The sequence below is a fragment of the Stenotrophomonas lactitubi genome (assembly GCF_002803515.1).
Classification (GTDB): domain Bacteria; phylum Pseudomonadota; class Gammaproteobacteria; order Xanthomonadales; family Xanthomonadaceae; genus Stenotrophomonas; species Stenotrophomonas lactitubi.
The window spans coordinates 3,658,988-3,674,229 of the sequence record NZ_PHQX01000001.1; the positions used below are offsets into that span (position 1 = coordinate 3,658,988).

General features: G+C 64.6%; 28 protein-coding genes and 1 tRNA gene. 21 read left to right on the forward strand and 8 right to left on the reverse strand.

From position 1 onward, the window contains the following. Positions 1–15: 15 nt before the first annotated feature. Genes CR156_RS17165 through CR156_RS17180 form a run of 4 tightly spaced genes read right to left on the reverse strand, consistent with a single transcriptional unit; the run spans position 16 to position 2,277 of the window. Positions 16–1,029 carry a YdaU family protein gene (locus CR156_RS17165; RefSeq protein ID WP_100553709.1) on the reverse strand — a complete coding sequence of 338 codons (1,014 nt, stop codon included), beginning with the start codon at positions 1,027–1,029 and terminating at the stop codon, positions 16–18. Continuing rightward, positions 1,026–1,343, reverse strand: coding sequence for a hypothetical protein (locus CR156_RS17170; protein ID WP_133120105.1), 318 nt, complete (start codon positions 1,341–1,343; stop codon positions 1,026–1,028). The genes CR156_RS17165 and CR156_RS17170 overlap by 4 nt, the downstream gene beginning before the upstream one ends. A 50-nt stretch (positions 1,344–1,393) precedes the next feature. Beyond that, a complete protein-coding gene (locus CR156_RS17175; RefSeq protein WP_133120106.1) occupies positions 1,394–1,720 on the reverse strand; it encodes a hypothetical protein in 327 nt (108 codons plus the stop codon). Beyond that, entirely contained in the window at positions 1,717–2,277 is a 561-nt protein-coding gene (locus tag CR156_RS17180; protein WP_243381872.1) for a hypothetical protein, read from the reverse strand. The genes CR156_RS17175 and CR156_RS17180 overlap by 4 nt, the downstream gene beginning before the upstream one ends. A gap of 168 nt (positions 2,278–2,445) precedes the next feature. Between CR156_RS17180 and CR156_RS17185 the strand changes: the two genes are divergently transcribed. Both CR156_RS17185 and CR156_RS17190 read left to right on the forward strand, forming a co-directional pair. Beyond that, complete coding sequence (locus CR156_RS17185; protein WP_100553713.1) at positions 2,446–2,718, forward strand: hypothetical protein; 273 nt, start codon at positions 2,446–2,448, stop codon at positions 2,716–2,718. Positions 2,719–3,050: 332 nt separating this feature from the next. After that, positions 3,051–3,383, forward strand: coding sequence for a hypothetical protein (locus CR156_RS17190; RefSeq protein ID WP_100553714.1), 333 nt, complete (start codon positions 3,051–3,053; stop codon positions 3,381–3,383). A 43-nt stretch (positions 3,384–3,426) separates the two neighbouring features. Here CR156_RS17190 and CR156_RS17195 read toward each other — a convergent pair whose 3' ends face one another. Further along, positions 3,427–3,690: a helix-turn-helix domain-containing protein gene (locus tag CR156_RS17195; RefSeq protein ID WP_100554218.1), complete on the reverse strand. Its 264-nt coding sequence runs from the start codon at positions 3,688–3,690 to the stop codon at positions 3,427–3,429. 78 nt (positions 3,691–3,768) lie between these two features. Between CR156_RS17195 and CR156_RS17200 the strand changes: the two genes are divergently transcribed. Continuing rightward, positions 3,769–4,470, forward strand: coding sequence for a S24 family peptidase (locus CR156_RS17200; protein WP_100553715.1), 702 nt, complete (start codon positions 3,769–3,771; stop codon positions 4,468–4,470). Between the two features lie 15 nt (positions 4,471–4,485). Here the strand turns inward: CR156_RS17200 and CR156_RS23070 are convergent, their stop codons facing one another. After that, entirely contained in the window at positions 4,486–4,941 is a 456-nt protein-coding gene (locus tag CR156_RS23070) for a hypothetical protein (RefSeq protein ID WP_207764207.1), read from the reverse strand. Positions 4,942–5,114: 173 nt separating this feature from the next. On the opposite strand from CR156_RS23070, the gene CR156_RS17210 reads away from it, so the two are divergent. From CR156_RS17210 to CR156_RS17300, 18 genes are all read left to right on the forward strand, one after another. Beyond that, positions 5,115–5,630: a hypothetical protein gene (locus CR156_RS17210; protein WP_243381874.1), complete on the forward strand. Its 516-nt coding sequence runs from the start codon at positions 5,115–5,117 to the stop codon at positions 5,628–5,630. Then, positions 5,627–5,911, forward strand: coding sequence for a helix-turn-helix domain-containing protein (locus tag CR156_RS17215; RefSeq protein ID WP_100553716.1), 285 nt, complete (start codon positions 5,627–5,629; stop codon positions 5,909–5,911). Before CR156_RS17210 ends, CR156_RS17215 begins: the two co-directional genes overlap by 4 nt. Continuing rightward, positions 5,908–6,132 (forward strand): hypothetical protein, encoded by a 225-nt coding sequence (locus CR156_RS17220; protein WP_100553717.1) that lies wholly within the window; start codon positions 5,908–5,910, stop codon positions 6,130–6,132. The genes CR156_RS17215 and CR156_RS17220 overlap by 4 nt, the downstream gene beginning before the upstream one ends. Then, complete coding sequence (locus CR156_RS17225; protein WP_243381877.1) at positions 6,129–6,428, forward strand: hypothetical protein; 300 nt, start codon at positions 6,129–6,131, stop codon at positions 6,426–6,428. The genes CR156_RS17220 and CR156_RS17225 overlap by 4 nt, the downstream gene beginning before the upstream one ends. 190 nt (positions 6,429–6,618) lie before the next feature. Continuing rightward, the gene (locus tag CR156_RS17235) at positions 6,619–6,864 is read left to right on the forward strand and encodes a hypothetical protein (RefSeq protein ID WP_100553719.1); all 246 of its coding nucleotides are present in this window, start codon (positions 6,619–6,621) and stop codon (positions 6,862–6,864) included. Between the two features lie 21 nt (positions 6,865–6,885). Further along, complete coding sequence (locus CR156_RS17240) at positions 6,886–7,092, forward strand: hypothetical protein (protein ID WP_100553720.1); 207 nt, start codon at positions 6,886–6,888, stop codon at positions 7,090–7,092. A gap of 9 nt (positions 7,093–7,101) precedes the next feature. Continuing rightward, positions 7,102–7,557 carry a hypothetical protein gene (locus tag CR156_RS17245; RefSeq protein ID WP_100553721.1) on the forward strand — a complete coding sequence of 152 codons (456 nt, stop codon included), beginning with the start codon at positions 7,102–7,104 and terminating at the stop codon, positions 7,555–7,557. After that, positions 7,554–7,802, forward strand: coding sequence for a hypothetical protein (locus CR156_RS17250; protein ID WP_100553722.1), 249 nt, complete (start codon positions 7,554–7,556; stop codon positions 7,800–7,802). The genes CR156_RS17245 and CR156_RS17250 overlap by 4 nt, the downstream gene beginning before the upstream one ends. Beyond that, the gene (locus tag CR156_RS17255) at positions 7,799–8,176 is read left to right on the forward strand and encodes a hypothetical protein (protein WP_243381880.1); all 378 of its coding nucleotides are present in this window, start codon (positions 7,799–7,801) and stop codon (positions 8,174–8,176) included. Before CR156_RS17250 ends, CR156_RS17255 begins: the two co-directional genes overlap by 4 nt. Then, the gene (locus CR156_RS17260; RefSeq protein ID WP_100553723.1) at positions 8,173–9,429 is read left to right on the forward strand and encodes a hypothetical protein; all 1,257 of its coding nucleotides are present in this window, start codon (positions 8,173–8,175) and stop codon (positions 9,427–9,429) included. The genes CR156_RS17255 and CR156_RS17260 overlap by 4 nt, the downstream gene beginning before the upstream one ends. Then, a complete protein-coding gene (locus tag CR156_RS17265; RefSeq protein ID WP_100553724.1) occupies positions 9,422–9,649 on the forward strand; it encodes a hypothetical protein in 228 nt (75 codons plus the stop codon). Before CR156_RS17260 ends, CR156_RS17265 begins: the two co-directional genes overlap by 8 nt. Next, on the forward strand, positions 9,642–10,400 hold the full coding sequence (locus CR156_RS17270; protein WP_100553725.1) for a hypothetical protein: 759 nt from the start codon (positions 9,642–9,644) through the stop codon (positions 10,398–10,400). The genes CR156_RS17265 and CR156_RS17270 overlap by 8 nt, the downstream gene beginning before the upstream one ends. Then, the gene (locus CR156_RS17275) at positions 10,393–10,701 is read left to right on the forward strand and encodes a hypothetical protein (RefSeq protein WP_207764208.1); all 309 of its coding nucleotides are present in this window, start codon (positions 10,393–10,395) and stop codon (positions 10,699–10,701) included. The genes CR156_RS17270 and CR156_RS17275 overlap by 8 nt, the downstream gene beginning before the upstream one ends. Further along, entirely contained in the window at positions 10,694–12,847 is a 2,154-nt protein-coding gene (locus CR156_RS17280) for a DNA cytosine methyltransferase (protein WP_100553726.1), read from the forward strand. Before CR156_RS17275 ends, CR156_RS17280 begins: the two co-directional genes overlap by 8 nt. 334 nt (positions 12,848–13,181) lie before the next feature. Continuing rightward, positions 13,182–13,349 carry a hypothetical protein gene (locus tag CR156_RS17285; protein WP_243381883.1) on the forward strand — a complete coding sequence of 56 codons (168 nt, stop codon included), beginning with the start codon at positions 13,182–13,184 and terminating at the stop codon, positions 13,347–13,349. Next, on the forward strand, positions 13,346–13,921 hold the full coding sequence (locus tag CR156_RS17290) for a hypothetical protein (protein WP_100553727.1): 576 nt from the start codon (positions 13,346–13,348) through the stop codon (positions 13,919–13,921). The genes CR156_RS17285 and CR156_RS17290 overlap by 4 nt, the downstream gene beginning before the upstream one ends. Before the next feature lie 2 nt (positions 13,922–13,923). Beyond that, positions 13,924–14,328 carry a hypothetical protein gene (locus CR156_RS17295; RefSeq protein ID WP_133120107.1) on the forward strand — a complete coding sequence of 135 codons (405 nt, stop codon included), beginning with the start codon at positions 13,924–13,926 and terminating at the stop codon, positions 14,326–14,328. Further along, positions 14,315–14,569: a helix-turn-helix transcriptional regulator gene (locus CR156_RS17300; protein ID WP_100553729.1), complete on the forward strand. Its 255-nt coding sequence runs from the start codon at positions 14,315–14,317 to the stop codon at positions 14,567–14,569. The genes CR156_RS17295 and CR156_RS17300 overlap by 14 nt, the downstream gene beginning before the upstream one ends. Positions 14,570–14,646: 77 nt before the next feature. Here CR156_RS17300 and CR156_RS17305 read toward each other — a convergent pair. After that, positions 14,647–14,722 (reverse strand) — tRNA-Ile (locus CR156_RS17305). A gap of 44 nt (positions 14,723–14,766) precedes the next feature. Further along, complete coding sequence (locus CR156_RS17310; protein WP_100553730.1) at positions 14,767–15,096, reverse strand: hypothetical protein; 330 nt, start codon at positions 15,094–15,096, stop codon at positions 14,767–14,769. Positions 15,097–15,242: the final 146 nt, after the last annotated feature.

Genomic DNA, 15,242 nt, shown 5'->3' on the forward strand with positions numbered 1-15,242 from the left:
GCTCGCTGGTCCGGCTCAGTGGTGGACGGGTTCGAACTCGACGTCGATGACATCGCCGCCTGATCCGCCCAAGCCGCCAGCTGCCGCGCGTTGTTCGTGGAGTCGTCGCTGCTCTGCGACCTGGTCGGCAGAACTGAGCTGAGGGTTTGCATTTGTGCCTCCGGTGGTCTTGGGGATTGCTGGCATTGCGCCGGCCGCGTGGCGATTGCGGGCGGTCTTGATCGCCCAGGGGAACGGGTTCGTGACCGGTGGCGATCGCGCTAGCCCTTCAGCGACCGTGTGCCCCAGCGTCTCTGGCATCACGCCCTCATTCAGGGCTGCCAGCAGGTCGGGATGGCTTGGGTTGGTGGAATGGCACCCTGCCTGCCGCATCAGCAGGCACGCACGCCCCGCATCAGTCACACCCCCTAGAGATCCTTGAGTGTGCAGTGATGTATCTGGAGTAATAGATATGGGGTCTGGGGTCTGGTTACCCGTGTTCACACCTGTTTTCACACCCGCAGTCACGCGTGACTGGCGCGACATGTCACGGTCGGTCACGCGTGACATTGCGGCATTTGTCACGCTTTCGTTGTGCGTGACATGCGTGACATGTAGGGCCTTGAGCTCAGCCATCGTTACCAGGCCATCCGGCACAACGCCGACGGCCCGCAAGTCTTCGAACAGCGTCGTTCTGCGTGCGCGGGTCCGCGCCTGTCGCTCGGTTTCATTGCTCTTTCGTGCGTCGCGACGCCCCTGGCCCTCGGCGATGCGGCCCTGGGCTTTGGCGATCTGCTCGTCGCAGCGCTTGCTGTGCCGTAGGCCGTCCTCGGCCACAGGGAAATAGCGCTCGGCAACCTTCTTCACTGCTGCCTTATCAGCCGTCGTGATGGCACTGGCGATGACGTACAGCTCAGCCAGGCTCTCCGGCAGCGCCTGTTCTTCCGAGTAATAGGCGAGCATCAGCTTGAAGTAGACGCCGTGGTCCGTCAGGGACAGACGCGTGGTGTCCTTGAGGTAGTCGCCGGGGTACATCTCGAAGTAGATCATCGCCCTGCCCCGTCCGCTTGCCCGGCGCGAGCCTTCGCCCCGGGCTTGCCGATCCGGGCAATCTCATGCTCGTTCGGCGGCAGGGTCTCCAGGCAGTACGTCTGGGCCAAGTAGCCGCGCCACCGGTACGCAGTTGCACGGCTCACTTCGAAGCGCCGGACAATTGCTTCCACGGTCGGGAACTCTTCGCGCTCGACTGCCCACCGCATGAACTCCATGACGATGCGGGTGGTGTTGTAGCCGCTGAGCGCGTGCGCCGGCGCGTTGGCACGGCGTGTTGGATGCAACACCGGTTCCGGCTCGCGGGCAGGCACAGACTCGGCACGTGCCCACGTACAGCGCGATCCCAAGGAAGGGGCCAAGATCATGGCGTGCCCCCGGTCGAGGCCGAGACCGGTAGTTCGCGTGCCAAGGCGGTGCTCAGCGGACGCAAGCCCGGCACTCGCCGACGCGCAGCCGCTGGATCATGTACGTCATGCAGCGCCGTCAGCCATCGATATGCGGTGGCGCGCGAAAGGCCGAACCGTGCCTGCAACTTTTCCGCTTGAATCGGCTGCGCCTGTTCTTTGGCCCAGAGCACGACCTCCACCATGGGCAGAAGCGAAACAACGTTCTCGGGGATACGCCGGCCGGCGTTGTCGAACTCGCCGACGACCGCGATGGCCCAGCTGACCATGGCCGCAGAGCTCATGCTTGAGCTCCCTGCACCGCGCGCGGTGCCAGGTCATGAAGGTGGCCCGATACATACCGCTTGGCAGTGATCAGCTCGGCTTCCAGCTGCCCGATCTCGTCCAGCGCGCGGCGCAGTTCCGGAATGTCCTTCGGGCAGATGCGGCCGTCGGCCAGGACGTTGGTGATTGCTTCCAGGGTGTGGCCGAACTCGACCGACAAGCGGGCCACAGCCAGGACGCCGGCATGCGGCTCCATCAGAGGGATTCGCGCACCGAGAAAGCCATAGCGCTGCACCAGTTCACGGGAGCACGCATCCCGCCAATGCGGCGGCAGCGCGCGGACCCACGATTCTTCAAGATCTACCGGCATCTTGACCGTGCCGTTGCGGATGCGGCCCACCAGCTGGGCGTTCGCCTTCAGCGCGCGCTCAACGCTGTCGGCATCGTCGCCCGCGTGGAACTGGACGATGCGCTCGCCCGGCGCCACGTCCGCCATGTATTGCTCGGCGATGGCCTGGGCCAAGCTGCTATCGGTGTGGCCGCTGTTTCGGATGGCGTCGGTCGTGTGGCGGAACACCACAGAGGACCTGGGTTCTTGGTACTGAGGATCAGGCTTCATTTACGCACCTCGGGAGGCGATGCAAAGTGGTCGCCATGGACAGGACGACCGGAATTCAGGGATTTGGAGCCACCCTCCTTGCGCTAGGCTGGCGTTTCCACACGAACAGCCCGCAAGGAAGGCGACATGGACCAGGAACAGGTGGCGAGGCTGGAAGACAGCCTCGCGGCATCAATCGGGCACGCAAAGGCATTGGAGTACGCTGTCCGGATGCTCATCGCTTCGCATCCTCAACCGGAGCGATTCGAAGCCGCTTGGCAAGCGCTGCTACCGGAAATCGCAGCCACCCATACAGCCCTGCCCTGCAACGACTTGCCGCACTTCCGGCAAGCACTGCAGCAGGGACTTTCTCTGGTGAGCCAGACATCTCGGATTGCCGTTCAAGGCAGGACCGCATAACGGCCCTGTTAAGCCTTTCGGGGCTCACACCTTCGCTCAGGGCTTCAGAAGCCGTAACCCCGAGGCAAACCATCCTGCCGCTCGGCAACTGGACGATCCTCAGCGTTGGCACCGCCACCGAATGCGCATCGCTCAGCTGCCGGGCAAGGTGCCCCTGCTGTTGGCACTCCAGCAGCCGGCGATGGATCCCCAGTCGTCGCTTCAGTGCGCGCATCTCAGGCCACCTCGACTGGACCGATGCGGCCGGAGTCGTTGGCGTGGCCGAGCGGTTGATAAGCTGGGGTTTCCACGCCTCCAGCCATCAACCGCAACGGACCACAAGGAACGAAGACATGGAAATCACCCGCATCAACGACGGCCTGTACAAGGCCGTTGGCCAGGACAAGTCCATATTTCTGATCGTTGCGCCCATCAGCGGGGATGCACGCAAAGGCCCTCTCGCTGAAGCTGAGCGCCTGGCGAAGCTGCTTGAGCTTCAAGTGAAATTGAATGACGACTGGAGCATGAGCGTCGTCATGCCCACCACCGGCCTGACCACTAAGCGCGAGATCAGGAAGCCCGTCGATGAGGCACCAGACGGGGCCATCGTGGTCATTCTGTGCAAGAACGCCGGCATCCACCGGGCAGCCATCCGTCTTGTAGAGGCAGGTCATGCGACCCAGTGAAGCTGTCGTCTGTACGAGGCCCCGCCAATCGTTAGGAAGCATCTCAGGCCACCTCAACTGGAACGATGCGGTCGGAGTCGGGGTCGGCGCAGGCAGCTGCAGGCGGATCGAAAATGTCGGGCCGCAGCTCGCTCCGGGAGACCTGTCCCCCGCTCTGCTCATCCAGACGCCGAGCGAGCGCGCCATCAAAGCGAGTGCGCTTGCTCAGTGCCTTTCGCAGGTAACCAATCGTCGTCCCAGCGTTCGCGGCGAAAACCGCCTGCTCGTCTGGTGCCAAAGTGCCGAGGTAGGTGCGAAGTGTGTCCATGGGCGCTGACTTTACCAGAAGGTAAAGACATTGCAACACCATTTGGTCAATTACCAGTAGGTAACGGAAACTGACGTTATGAGCACCGATGACACCCCTACCGTCGCCGCCCGCCGTCTGCGCCTTCAGCAATGGATCGCTGAGAATCATGGCGGCAGCCAGGCGTCTTTCGCCGCCGCCACCGGCGTCAACCAAGGCGAACTGTCTGGATTGCTAAAACGTAAGTCGTTCGGTGAGAAGCGCGCGGCCTCATTGGAGGAAGCGGCTGGCATGCCTGCCGGTTTCCTGACCTACCCGCTGGGAGCTACAGTCAACCAATCCCCTGTCTCACGCGTCGCAGAGACTGCGACAGCCTATGGCTATGTTCACGTCCAACAACTGGACGGAGAGGCAGCAATGGGAGATGGACGGATCAACGACGATTTCCCAGAGGTGATCCGATCGATGGATTTCACATCGAGCTACATCCGGTCGATCGTGGGATTTGTCCCGCCACCTGGCCGCTTGGTCCTTGTCACAGGCCGGGGCGACTCGATGATCCCAATCATCCAGCCTGGCGAGTCGCTACTTGTCGACTCGGGCATCCAATCGTTCGACGGGGACGGGATCTACCTGATCAACACTGGAAGCGGTCAGCAGGTTAAAGGACTCCAGGACAGAGGAGATTCTGTCTACATCGTGAGCGCAAACTCCACTCTGTACCCTGCCTTCCCGCTTCCGAGCGGAGCCATGATCGGCGGCAAGGTCTACCTGCGAAATCGCATCGACCGCTTCAATTGAGAAGCTGCAGGAGACTTACGGGTCGACGCCCCACTTAGCCTTGTAGTTGCTTCGGATCTGCTCGCAGACCTGCGCATAAGCTCGCAATTCCGCCGGTGTGTATTGCCGATCTGAGTTCATCTGGGCGTATCGATTCTCGCAGTCTTTGACTGCCAGCAGTACGTTGGTCTGCTCCTCGGACTTCCGCTTGGCCTCGATCTCCGCTGGCGAGCGCGCTGCCGGCCCAGAAGAGGCCATTCGCCACAATAGCGATACGGCCACTACGGATAGAAGAATCAGCGACACCCATAGGAAGGGCCTGAATTCCGAATGTGCAGCCCGCGCAGCTGCGGCTGGCAACTCGGTTGATTGCTTGGAGGCGACGCTATCAGGAGCCTGCACAGGTGCCGGTGTCGGCGCCCCGCAACCAACACATGCCACCGACTTGTCGCTGATCTCCCGACCGCACTCTTCACACGCTACAAGCGCCATCTCACTCCTCCTCAACATCCAAGACTCCGTATCACTTTCATATTAACAATGTCGGGCACCTGGCCCGCTCCACAGCTTGCGCGGCCCGCAACAGCAAAAATAATTTACCTTTTGGTATTGCTTTAACTTTACCTTTTGGTAATCTGCACCCGTTCCCAGCGACGGATGCAGATATGCCCCTGACCAATTCCACGAAACGCACCGCCCGAATCGGCTTGGCCGCACTGGCGTGCTTCATCCTCCTGGGCGTGGTCGCCTGGGCCAGCCCGGCCGACGCTCCGGCAGCGACCGCTGACGACACACCGGAAGGGCTGGTGATCACCAGCCCGCGCATCTGCGCCGCCCTTGCCGTGTACGAGCTCGCCGCCGCCGACGACTGGGGCCTGCGCGCCACGGTCGCCAACACTTCCCTCAATGCCTTTCGCGATGCGAGCCGAGTACCGGACTGCGCTGCAGGAGTTACTGAAGCCCTCTCCCATCATTTCGAGCCTGCCCGTTGGCAACTGGCCCTCGACGCAGTCGATGCGGTGCTGAGCGGCTCCTATCAGGTCTCCCCGGCGGCATGCGTCCGGGCCAATACGGTTGTCCCCCTATCGGCCGCAGACGGCAAAGAGCCGAGCGCCTCACCGGTGCTGGTCCGGGCGCAGTGCGTCATGCATGAACTGGCTTTCGTGGAGGTGGCGCCGTGATCACCGGCCTCCGTACTGAGCCGCGCGCCGCCATGATCGGCGCACAACGCCTGCCGCTCAGCCCGACCGAGTCGAAGGTGCTGCAGCTGATCATCAACGCGGGTGACACCCCGATCAGCCGCTCGGCGCTGGAAGACCAGCTCTATGGCGGCGCTGGTCGGAAGTCGAACACGGTGGAAGTGACCATCTGCCGCCTGCGCCAGAAGCTGCAGCAGCACGGTTACCGCATCAACGCCACGCGCAGCCGCGGCTACACCATCAGCCAAGGTGGTGCAGCGTGATCGCCTCCATCAGTTACCCGCTCGCCCAGCGCGCGGCCAGCGCTGCGAAGGCAGCCGCCACCGCGGCCACCGGCATGGGCTTCCCACCCCGCCTCGTCGCGGCCGCCGCAGACGTCGCAGCGCGCGCCGTGCTGGATCGTCGCTCCAGTGCCGGCCGAGCCATCGCCGATGTGCGCAAGAGCCTGCGCCGCATGTTGCGAGCACAAGGTGGTGCTGCATGAGTGCCGCCGCCACCCCGAGCTTCGCCATCATCGAAGTGCCAGGCTACGGCATGCGCCTGCGCGCTATGAAGGATGAAGGCGGCTGGAGCATTTCTGGCTGGCGACGCACCCAAGGCAGAAAGGCCATGGTCATGTTCGCTGCCACAGATGCCGCGCCGACCTTCAGCGAGACCGCAGGCCAGCACTGCGTTGTCGCCGGCCGCACCTACATTTCTCTGCCGACCGCGAGCCAGAAGAAGCTGCAGGCATTCATTGCCTCCACCGAGGGCACCAGCGCCCAAGGCGGTGCTGAATGAGGGCGTCTGCAATCAAGCTACCAGCGCCCGAGCTGACAGCGGATCAGCGCGCCGCCCTGGAGCGGGCGAAACGTCCCCGACGTCACCCCTACCGCGTGTACTGCATGCATCAGGCGAGCGCACAGCGCCAGCGTGAGGCGGAAGAACAGCGCCAGCGCGTCGCGTCGAACCTGCACAGGTTGGTGCGGTGATGGCCTGCCTGCACCTTCTGGGCAGCGGCGTCGACGCCGTGATCGCCAGCACCATCCAGCCCACCCCCGAGCAGCGGCTGCAGCGCTACCAGGTGGCGCTCGCACTGCACCCAGATCGCTTCCACGCGCTGCGCGTGCAGTTCGGCGAGCAGCACCAACGCGTGCTGAAAGCTGGCCTGCGCATCCGGTACGCCGAATGGCAGAAGCGAATGCCAGCGCTGTGGCCCCGCATTCGCTCCAACTGAAACAGCGAGCCGGCGCCACACATGGACCACCGGAACCAGCTCGACATCTTCGACCACGACCCAGCCCGCCTGGCTAAAGCCAACCGCGCCGCCGCCGAGCACGCCCTAACTGATCCGTTCTTCTCCGCACAGGTCCGACAGGACCGGCACGACTACTACATCACCGAAGCCGAGCGCCTCGAACGCCTGGCAGCCATGGCCGAGAAGCCGGCCACCACCGCAGCCTGAGATCTCCCGATGAAACAGCCTCAGACCAGCACCAACCTTGCACCTGCCGGTGCGCCAATTCCAGACAGCGCGATCGAAGCGTTCCGCGCCGCCTACGCCACTCACGGTACGCAGAAGGGCTACGCCGAGGCCATCCGTGCCGGCCTGGCCGCTGCAGCACCGCAGATCAGCCAGGACGCCATGCTCACGCTGGATCAGGACGCACACAACTACCTGGTGCAGCAGCTGGACGTGGCGCTGAATGGTGTATCCAACGCGGCGCGCGCGCCGGCGCTGCCCGACCTGCTGAGCCAGTGCCAAGCCGAAGCCCGTCGCAGGAACGGTCCGGTGCTGACGACACTGCCCATCAGCGCCCAGCACCATTTACGGCAGGTGTTCAAAGACATGGCTGACAGCGCCCGCAGCCTGAGCGACAGCGCGGTGCGCGAAGTGGTGCTGATGGGCACGGCGGAGGTGCGCGCATGACCACCGACAAGACCCCCGCCACCCTGGCTGTCGATGTGCTGGCGGTGATGGATCAGGCGATAGAGCGCGAGAAGGACGCAGGGCAGGCCTACGTCGCGCAGGTAGCAGCCCGCGCCGCAGTCGCCGAGCTGATCGAGGCGGCACAGGCCGTCGAGAACAGCTGCGTGCGGCACGACGCCAACGACGCCAACCTTTTCCGACGTCTGGATGCCGCCCTCGCCCGCGTCAAAGGAGAGTCAGCATGAGCAACGACAAGACCCTGGCGACCGTGAAGCACGGCGGATGCGTGCAGTTGACCCGAAAGCCCTGCACCACTGCTTCTCCGGTCAACCCCGGCGACTGGATCGCCGATGAGCCGGGTATGACCCATCCCGAAATCGCGAGAGTTAAAGAAGTGTTCTGGGATGACATCGCCGGCGAGTGGGTGGCCAACATCACCATGTATTCGCCCGATGGTCAGCGCGGGCGCTTCGAGCCTGCCGTCCCTATGGAAAGCTGGCGCCGCATCCAGCGGCCGGACTTCCCGCTGACACTTGATCGAACCGGCTACCGCTGCTGGGGATCCAGCCTTGAGTACCTGCCGGAGGTGGGTGCGGAAAACAAGGCGGTGACTTCATGAGCGCCTCGGCAAATGTCACGGATGCGATGGTTCATGCCTTCGAGGACGCCTACTGCAAGAACTGGGAAGCGCAAAGATGCGCACCAGAGGGCACCCAGGAACTGGGCACGTTCTTTGCCACCCGCGCAGGTCTCTCCGCCGCCCTCTCCGCCCAGCCCTCCCCGGGTGGTCAGGATGCGCTGCTGGCATCGCTGGTCGCCCGGTGGCGCAAGGACGCCGACGAGGTCGGAGCCAGCGACAACACGATGTGCCAGAAGATCGCGAACTGCACCATGCGTCACGCGGCCGAACTGCAAGCCGTCATCGCCGCCCGCCAGCCGGTGGGGGCGCCGGTGTGCAGCGGCGGATTTTTGATTTCCAACGGCAGCGGCGAGAAGTACATGGCGTGGGGACAGGTTGGCCCCGAGTGGACCGCAGACAAGTCCGCCGCACTGTGGCTGGTTCGTCGCGCCGATGCCGAAGCACTGGCAGCGGAGAACGAGGACGCATGGTCCATCCTGCCGGTCGAGCGTTGCGCGCTGCCGCCGAACGGCTGGGCGTGCACTTTGGCAGACGGCCATGAGGGGCCGTGTCCGACTATCGCCGCCCCGCCCGCGCAGGCAGCCGATAGCCAGCCGGTGGGGGCAGCCGTAAAGGATTCCTTGACCGTTGGCGGTGGGCTGCCGGTGGCCGAGATTTTCGCCGCTTTCCGTCCCGACGGCTCGATTGCCGGTACTGCGTTCTCTGCTGAAGAAGCCGGGTACTGGCAAGGGTGCAAGGTGGTTCGCTACACCACTCCGTCCGCGCAGGCCGTGGACCTGCCCTATTCGCTCGACGCCGATCCGGCAGGCATCCGTGCCCGCGTCGCCGACGTAATCACCGGCACGCTGATGGTTGGCGCGCAGGGCCATACACCGCCACCAGCGGGCCACTGGGCCGAGCCGTTCTGGCAGGCAGCACGAGCCGATGCGAAAGCGCAGGCCGTGGACCTCGATCCGATCAACGTGTTCGTGCAGGACTACGAGCTGGGCCGTGGCCGCATCGTGGTGACCTGCTACGGACAGGCGTGGTGCGGGTTCTGGGGTGCTATGGGCGAGCGCACGGTGATGCAATTCGTAGCTGCATGCGACGCGGACTATGTGGCCGGCAACATGCTCAGCGGCCGGCATGAGCACGTGAAGAAGCATGAGCGCGTCTACGTGGAGCGTATCGCCGCCGAGGTCATCGCCGAGTTTCGCGCCCTGATCGACAACCAGGCGGTGGGCAATGGCTAAGCCGACCATCCGCACGTCCACATCCGCACTGGTGCAGGTCACCGTGGAGGTCCACGCCGGTTCATGGGGCGAGGGCTGCCAGTTGGACCAAGTGTATCGGCAAGCGGCCGAAAGCGCACTCGGCAAGTTGCACGGCGCCCTGGACAAGCTCGGCATTCGCATCGTTGGCGTGGCGTCCGTCAAGGCGATCACCACCGACACGGCGGTGCGCAATGGCTGATCGCCCCATGATCGCGGTGTGGTTCTCCTGCGGGGCTGCAAGCGCCGTGGCCGCGAAGCTGACCATCGAACGCTATGGCGCTACCCACGATATCCGTGTCGTGAACAACCCCGTCGCCGAGGAAGATCCCGACAACCTTCGCTTTGCCGATGACGTAGCGACCTGGCTCGGCGTGGAGATCGAACGGGCCATCAATCCCAAGTGGCCAACCTGCTCCTGCGAAGACGTTTGGGAGAAGGAGCGCTTCATGGCCGGCGTGTCCGGAGCGCCCTGCACTCGCGCCCTCAAGAAGCGTGCGCGCCAGCATTGGGAGACCGAGAACACCGCCGATTTCCACGTGCTCGGCTTCACTGTCGAGGAGCAGGCGCGGCATGACCGCTTCGTGCTCACCGAGCGGCCGAACGTGCTACCGGTGCTGATCGAGGCCGGCATGACAAAGACCGACTGCGCGGCCACGTTGATGGCCGAGGGCATCGCCCTGCCGGCGATCTACCTGCGCGGCTATCCCAATGCGAACTGCATCGGTTGCGTGAAATCGCAGTCGCCGACCTACTGGAACCACGTGCGTGAGAAAGACCCGGAAGTGTTCCGGCGGCGAGCAGAACAGTCCCGGCGGATCGGCGCCAAGCTGGTGAAGATCCGAGGCAAGCGCGTGTTCCTTGACGAACTCAAGGTTACCGACAAGGGCGGCCCTATGAAGTCCCTCAACTTCGATTGCGGGATTTTCTGCGAGGAGCCTGCGCATGGCTGACCAGCTTCTCAGCAACCCGGCCCAGGCATCGGTGCCCTATTCCGACGGCCCGATCTGGAACGCGTTTGGCCTCACCTATGCCGCATACCTGGTGGTGCCTCGTCGCACCCTGCAGTCAATGCCAAAGGAATGGCAGGAACGCTTCGTCGCCCTGATGGCCGAGGCGTACGAGCGCCTTCCCGACTGCGCATTCCCCGAGTACAGCGTGCAGCGGAAGGAAAACGGTCGATTCATCGAAGACCCGCTCCGTGACTACCGACACACCGGCCCCATCGCACCCAAGGATTCCACCAATGGCTGACGGCTCCCGCTCCTTCAACTTCCCCGCCCCGCAGCGCTCCCGCCTGCGCCCGCGCGAAATCGTGGTGGATCTGTTCGCCGGCGGCGGCGGTGCATCGGAAGGCCTCAAGCAGGCGCTGGGCATCGATCCCGCACTGGCCTACAACCATGACGAGCTCGCCATCGGCATGCACGCTGCGAACCACCCACTGACCCAGCACCACCGCGAGGATATCTGGCACGCCGACCCGCGCGTGGACGTGGCCGGCCGCCCCATCGGCTGGTTCCATGCCTCCCCGGATTGCACGCACTTCAGCCAGGCCAAGGGCGGTCAGCCGCGCAGCAGGAAGACCCGCGCCCTTTCGTGGGTGGTCCTGAAGTGGGTTGGCCAGCTGAGGCGCGCAGACCAAGCCAACGGGACCAACACCGCTCCGCGCATCATCTCCATGGAGAACGTTTGGCAGATCCTGACCTGGGGTCCGCTGGTCGCCAAGCGCTGCAGCAAGACCGGCCGCGTCGTCACCCTGGACCTGATCCAGGCCGTCGATGAGGGCACCGGGAAGCCCGTATTCCGCAGGGGCAAGCCGGTGATGACCAATCGAATTGCCGACAAGGGCGAGCGCGTTCCCGTCGAGCGCCAGGCACTTGTGCCTGACAAGCGCCACATCGGACGCACCTGGCGCCAGTTCGTTGCCGCCCTTCGTGCGCTCGGCTACGTGGTCGAGTGGCGCAAGCTGGTGGCCAGCGACTACGGCGCCGGCACCAGCCGCGAACGCCTGTTCTTGCTCGGCCGCCGCGACGGCGAGCCCATCGTGTGGCCCGCTGCCAGCCACGGCCCCAATCCGGGCCAGACGCCGCGCGTAACTGCTGCCGACTGCCTGGACTTCTCCATCCCCTGCCCCTCCATCTTCACCCGCGCCCGCCCGCTGGCCGACGCCACCATGCGCCGCATCGCCAAGGGCGTCATGCGCCACGTCATCAACTCGGCCGATCCGTTCATTGTCCCCGTGACGCACCAGGGCGGCGACCGCGTGCATGACGTGCGCGAGCCCATGCGCACGATCACTGCCGCCAACCGCGGCGAGTTGATGCTGGCCGCGCCGGAACTGGCACCGTTCCTCACTGAGCACGCCAACGCCAGCACGCAACGCACGATGGCCGCGAACGAACCGCTTCGCACCATGTGCGCCGAGGTGAAGGGAGGCCATTTTTCGGTGGTATCGCCCATCTTGGCAGGCGTCGGCGGCCGTGCTGGTCAGTCCGAGCCACGTTCGGGCGGCGAACCGCTCTACACGATGACCACCAAGGCAGATACCGCACTGGTGGCGCCGACGCTGGTGCAAACCGGTTACGGCGAGCGCGTTGGCCAGGCGCCGCGCGCGCTCGACCTGCAGCAGCCGCTTGGCACTGTCGTCGCCGGCGCCGTAAAGCACGCTGTGGCTGCTCCTCACCTGGTGAAATTCAGGGGTGACAGCATCGGAACGCCAGCCACCGAGCCGGTGCCGACGATTACCTCTGGAGCGGGGGCAGCGCGGCCAGCGGGCGCAGCGCATGCCCTTGGCGTAGCTACTGCGTTCCTTGAGCAGGCCAACGGCGGCTTCTACCAAGGCGCAGGCAACGATGCGCGCGACCCAGTGAGCACCATCACCGCCAGCGGCAGCCAGCAGCGCCTGGTCGCTGCACACCTGACGGCGATGGCGCAGAACGTGGTGGGGAACGATCTGCGCGTGCCTCTGCCGACCGTGCTCGCCGGTGCAACGCGCTTCGCCGAAGTGGAATGCACCCTGAGCCCCGAACAGGAAGCGGGCGCCCTGCGCGTCGCCGCCTTCCTGGTGAAGTACTACGGAACCGGTGCCAATGTGCCGAGCCTTTCGGATCCGGTCGACACCATCACCACCAAGGATCGGCTGGCGCTGGTCACGGTGGTGATCAAGGGCACGCCGTACGTCATCGTGGATATCGGCCTGCGTATGCTCAAGCCGCACGAGCTGTACCGCGCGCAGGGTTTCCCAACCGGGTACATCATCGATCGCACTGCCAACGGAACGCCGCTCACCACCAGCGCGGCCGTCCGCATGGTGGGCAACAGCGTCAGCCCGCCACCGCTGCGCGCCCTGGCCGAGGCCAATCTGGACCGGGTGCCGGCCGACATGGCGGTGGCGGCGTGACCGGCGCCGCTCTGGCCAAGCACGTCGCACGAGTGCTGCTGACGGAATGCCGGGCACGCCGGCACGGCCTAGGGTTCTGGTTCGCCTTCAACGCTGCACAGCGCGCGCGCTCTCGTGCCACGCCACAGCGACTGCGACCGGCACTCCCGCCACTGCCCACCCAACTGGACCTGTTCGCATGAGCCCCGGCCGCAACGCCGCATCAATCCGAGCAGCCCTACGTGGCCGTGCCCCTTCCCACGTGTCGGCGCGCGACATGATCCGCCGGCACTGCCGAGAGCACGGCAAGCAGCTGGCCTGCCTTGCACCTGCCTGGGGCTGTAAAGAATTCAGCGTGTGGCGTGCTTTCGGACGAACCACGCGCCCGCTGCAGCCGCACCAGGTGGAAGGCGCGATCTCCGCCCTGCAACTGGACGAGTTCGATGCCAACGAACTGCGCCTGCGCGCAGCGCGCGAAGCCGGCTGGAAGATCGACCCGTCGATGCTGCTGGAGGAAGCTTGAGCACGAACACCAGCATTGAGCAGGCCCCCGTTAAAGGCGCCCCCCTCGTGAGCGACGCGCTGCGGTTCATGCGTGACGCGGCACGGGCGGGTGAGCCTGTCGCTGCGGCAATCGTGGCCGAGTGGTTCCTGACTATTCGCAACCAACTGTTCGCTGAGCAGCGTCCGGTAAGGTTGGAGGAACTGGGCAAGGGAACGCCCTACTGGATTCAGATCGACGAGCGGCAGTGGCACCTCGCGCGAAAGCGCGGCAGACCGGTGCGGGCTCTATACGTTCACCCGCTGCTGGGCGAACGCTCAACAAGCCGCCGTGACCACAAGTGGTCAGCCGACCGCACCCATTGCGTCGTTTGCAATGACCCTTTCGACTGGGCCGAGGCGTACTGCAATCCGCCCCGAGCGCCACAGCCGATCCCCATCAAAACCCAGCCGTTCAACCCCTGCTGGTTCCTACCTGCCCTTGAACGACTAGAGCAGGCGCTGAAGCGCGAGAGCAAGCAGGAGCGGGACAAATGGACCCGTGAGATTGCCCAGCTGCGTAAGTCGATCGAACAGCACACGAAGGAGGCATAGCCTTGAACACCCATCACCATGAAGCGGCAGACCTGCGCCCCCTTGCTCACCAGCATAGAGCCGCCATCGACGTGGCGGCCGCACTGGAGACTGCTTTGACCAGCACTGGTCCGGCATGCGGCCACAGCCACGCGCTGACCTTCACCTTTGTTGGTGATCAGCAGCTGCAGGCCGCGTGCGACGCCTGGCGCGTCTATGCACTGGCATCGATCGATGTGCCCGCGCCGGTGGCCGCGACAGCCGCGCACCGCGCTACCGTTCAGATCGGCCTGGCTCTGTTTGATGACCCAACGTTGGATCTACTGCAGATCGCACACCTGGTGACCACAGCGCGCGCAGGATCATCGGCCGCTCTTCTCTTGGAACACGCACCTGAAGCAACGGAGGCCCGCCATGGGCGCAGCTGAAAGCTCCCCCGAAGTCCTGCTGAAGCTCGAGCAGGTCGAAGCCCAGACCGGGATGAAGAAGAGCTACATCTATCGCGAGATGGTGAAAGGGACGTTCCCGCCAAGGCACAAAATCGGGGGCGGCACCCGCTGGTTCCAAAGCGACGTTCAGCGCTGGATCGCGGCCCGCAGCAATGCCCCTCGATGGCAGCCTGACAACGCGGCAATGCCGGCGGCGGACTGCGACACTACCAGGCATTGAACGGTCACCGAGCGGTCACCGGACGGGGCTGCCTTGACGAGGAAGGCACGGCGGATGATCCTAAGTGCCTGATTCGATGGTGGGCCCATCAGGATTCGAACCTGAAACCAAGGGATTATGAGTCCCCTGCTCTAACCGTTGAGCTATAGGCCCTGCGCAGCGTCACAGTGTAGTGGAGCACGGGCGGAGTCGGCTACTCAGTCCGCAGTAGCGAGCACCTGAGCAACATGCTGCAACCGCTTCTCGGCTATCCCAGCGAGCCGCTCCATCTCCTGCAGATGCGCTTGGAACAGCGCCACTGCCCTCATGGCCCCCTCCAGTCCCTTCTGATTGCCGCTACCGAAGCCTTCGATCAATCCTGCGCCAGACTGCGTCAGCAGCGCGAACGTCGCGCGCCTGGCAAACCCCAGCCGATCCTCCCGTTCGTCCTGCATCACTTCATTCCAATCCAGTAGGGGCGGGAAGTCACACGTATCTGCACGGACCCGGTCGCCAGCGCTCCTGCCGGCTGTGGCTTTCTGTCTCATCTTGGATCTCCTACGATTCGTCGAACCTCCTACGCCTCCTGTTGAGAGAGGCGGCCGGGTGCTTCAACACGGTCGTAGGGCCGCCCGCAGCTTTTCCCCTTGCGGGGTCTTGTATGACTGCGCGCCACCCGGCCAGAAACCTTTCG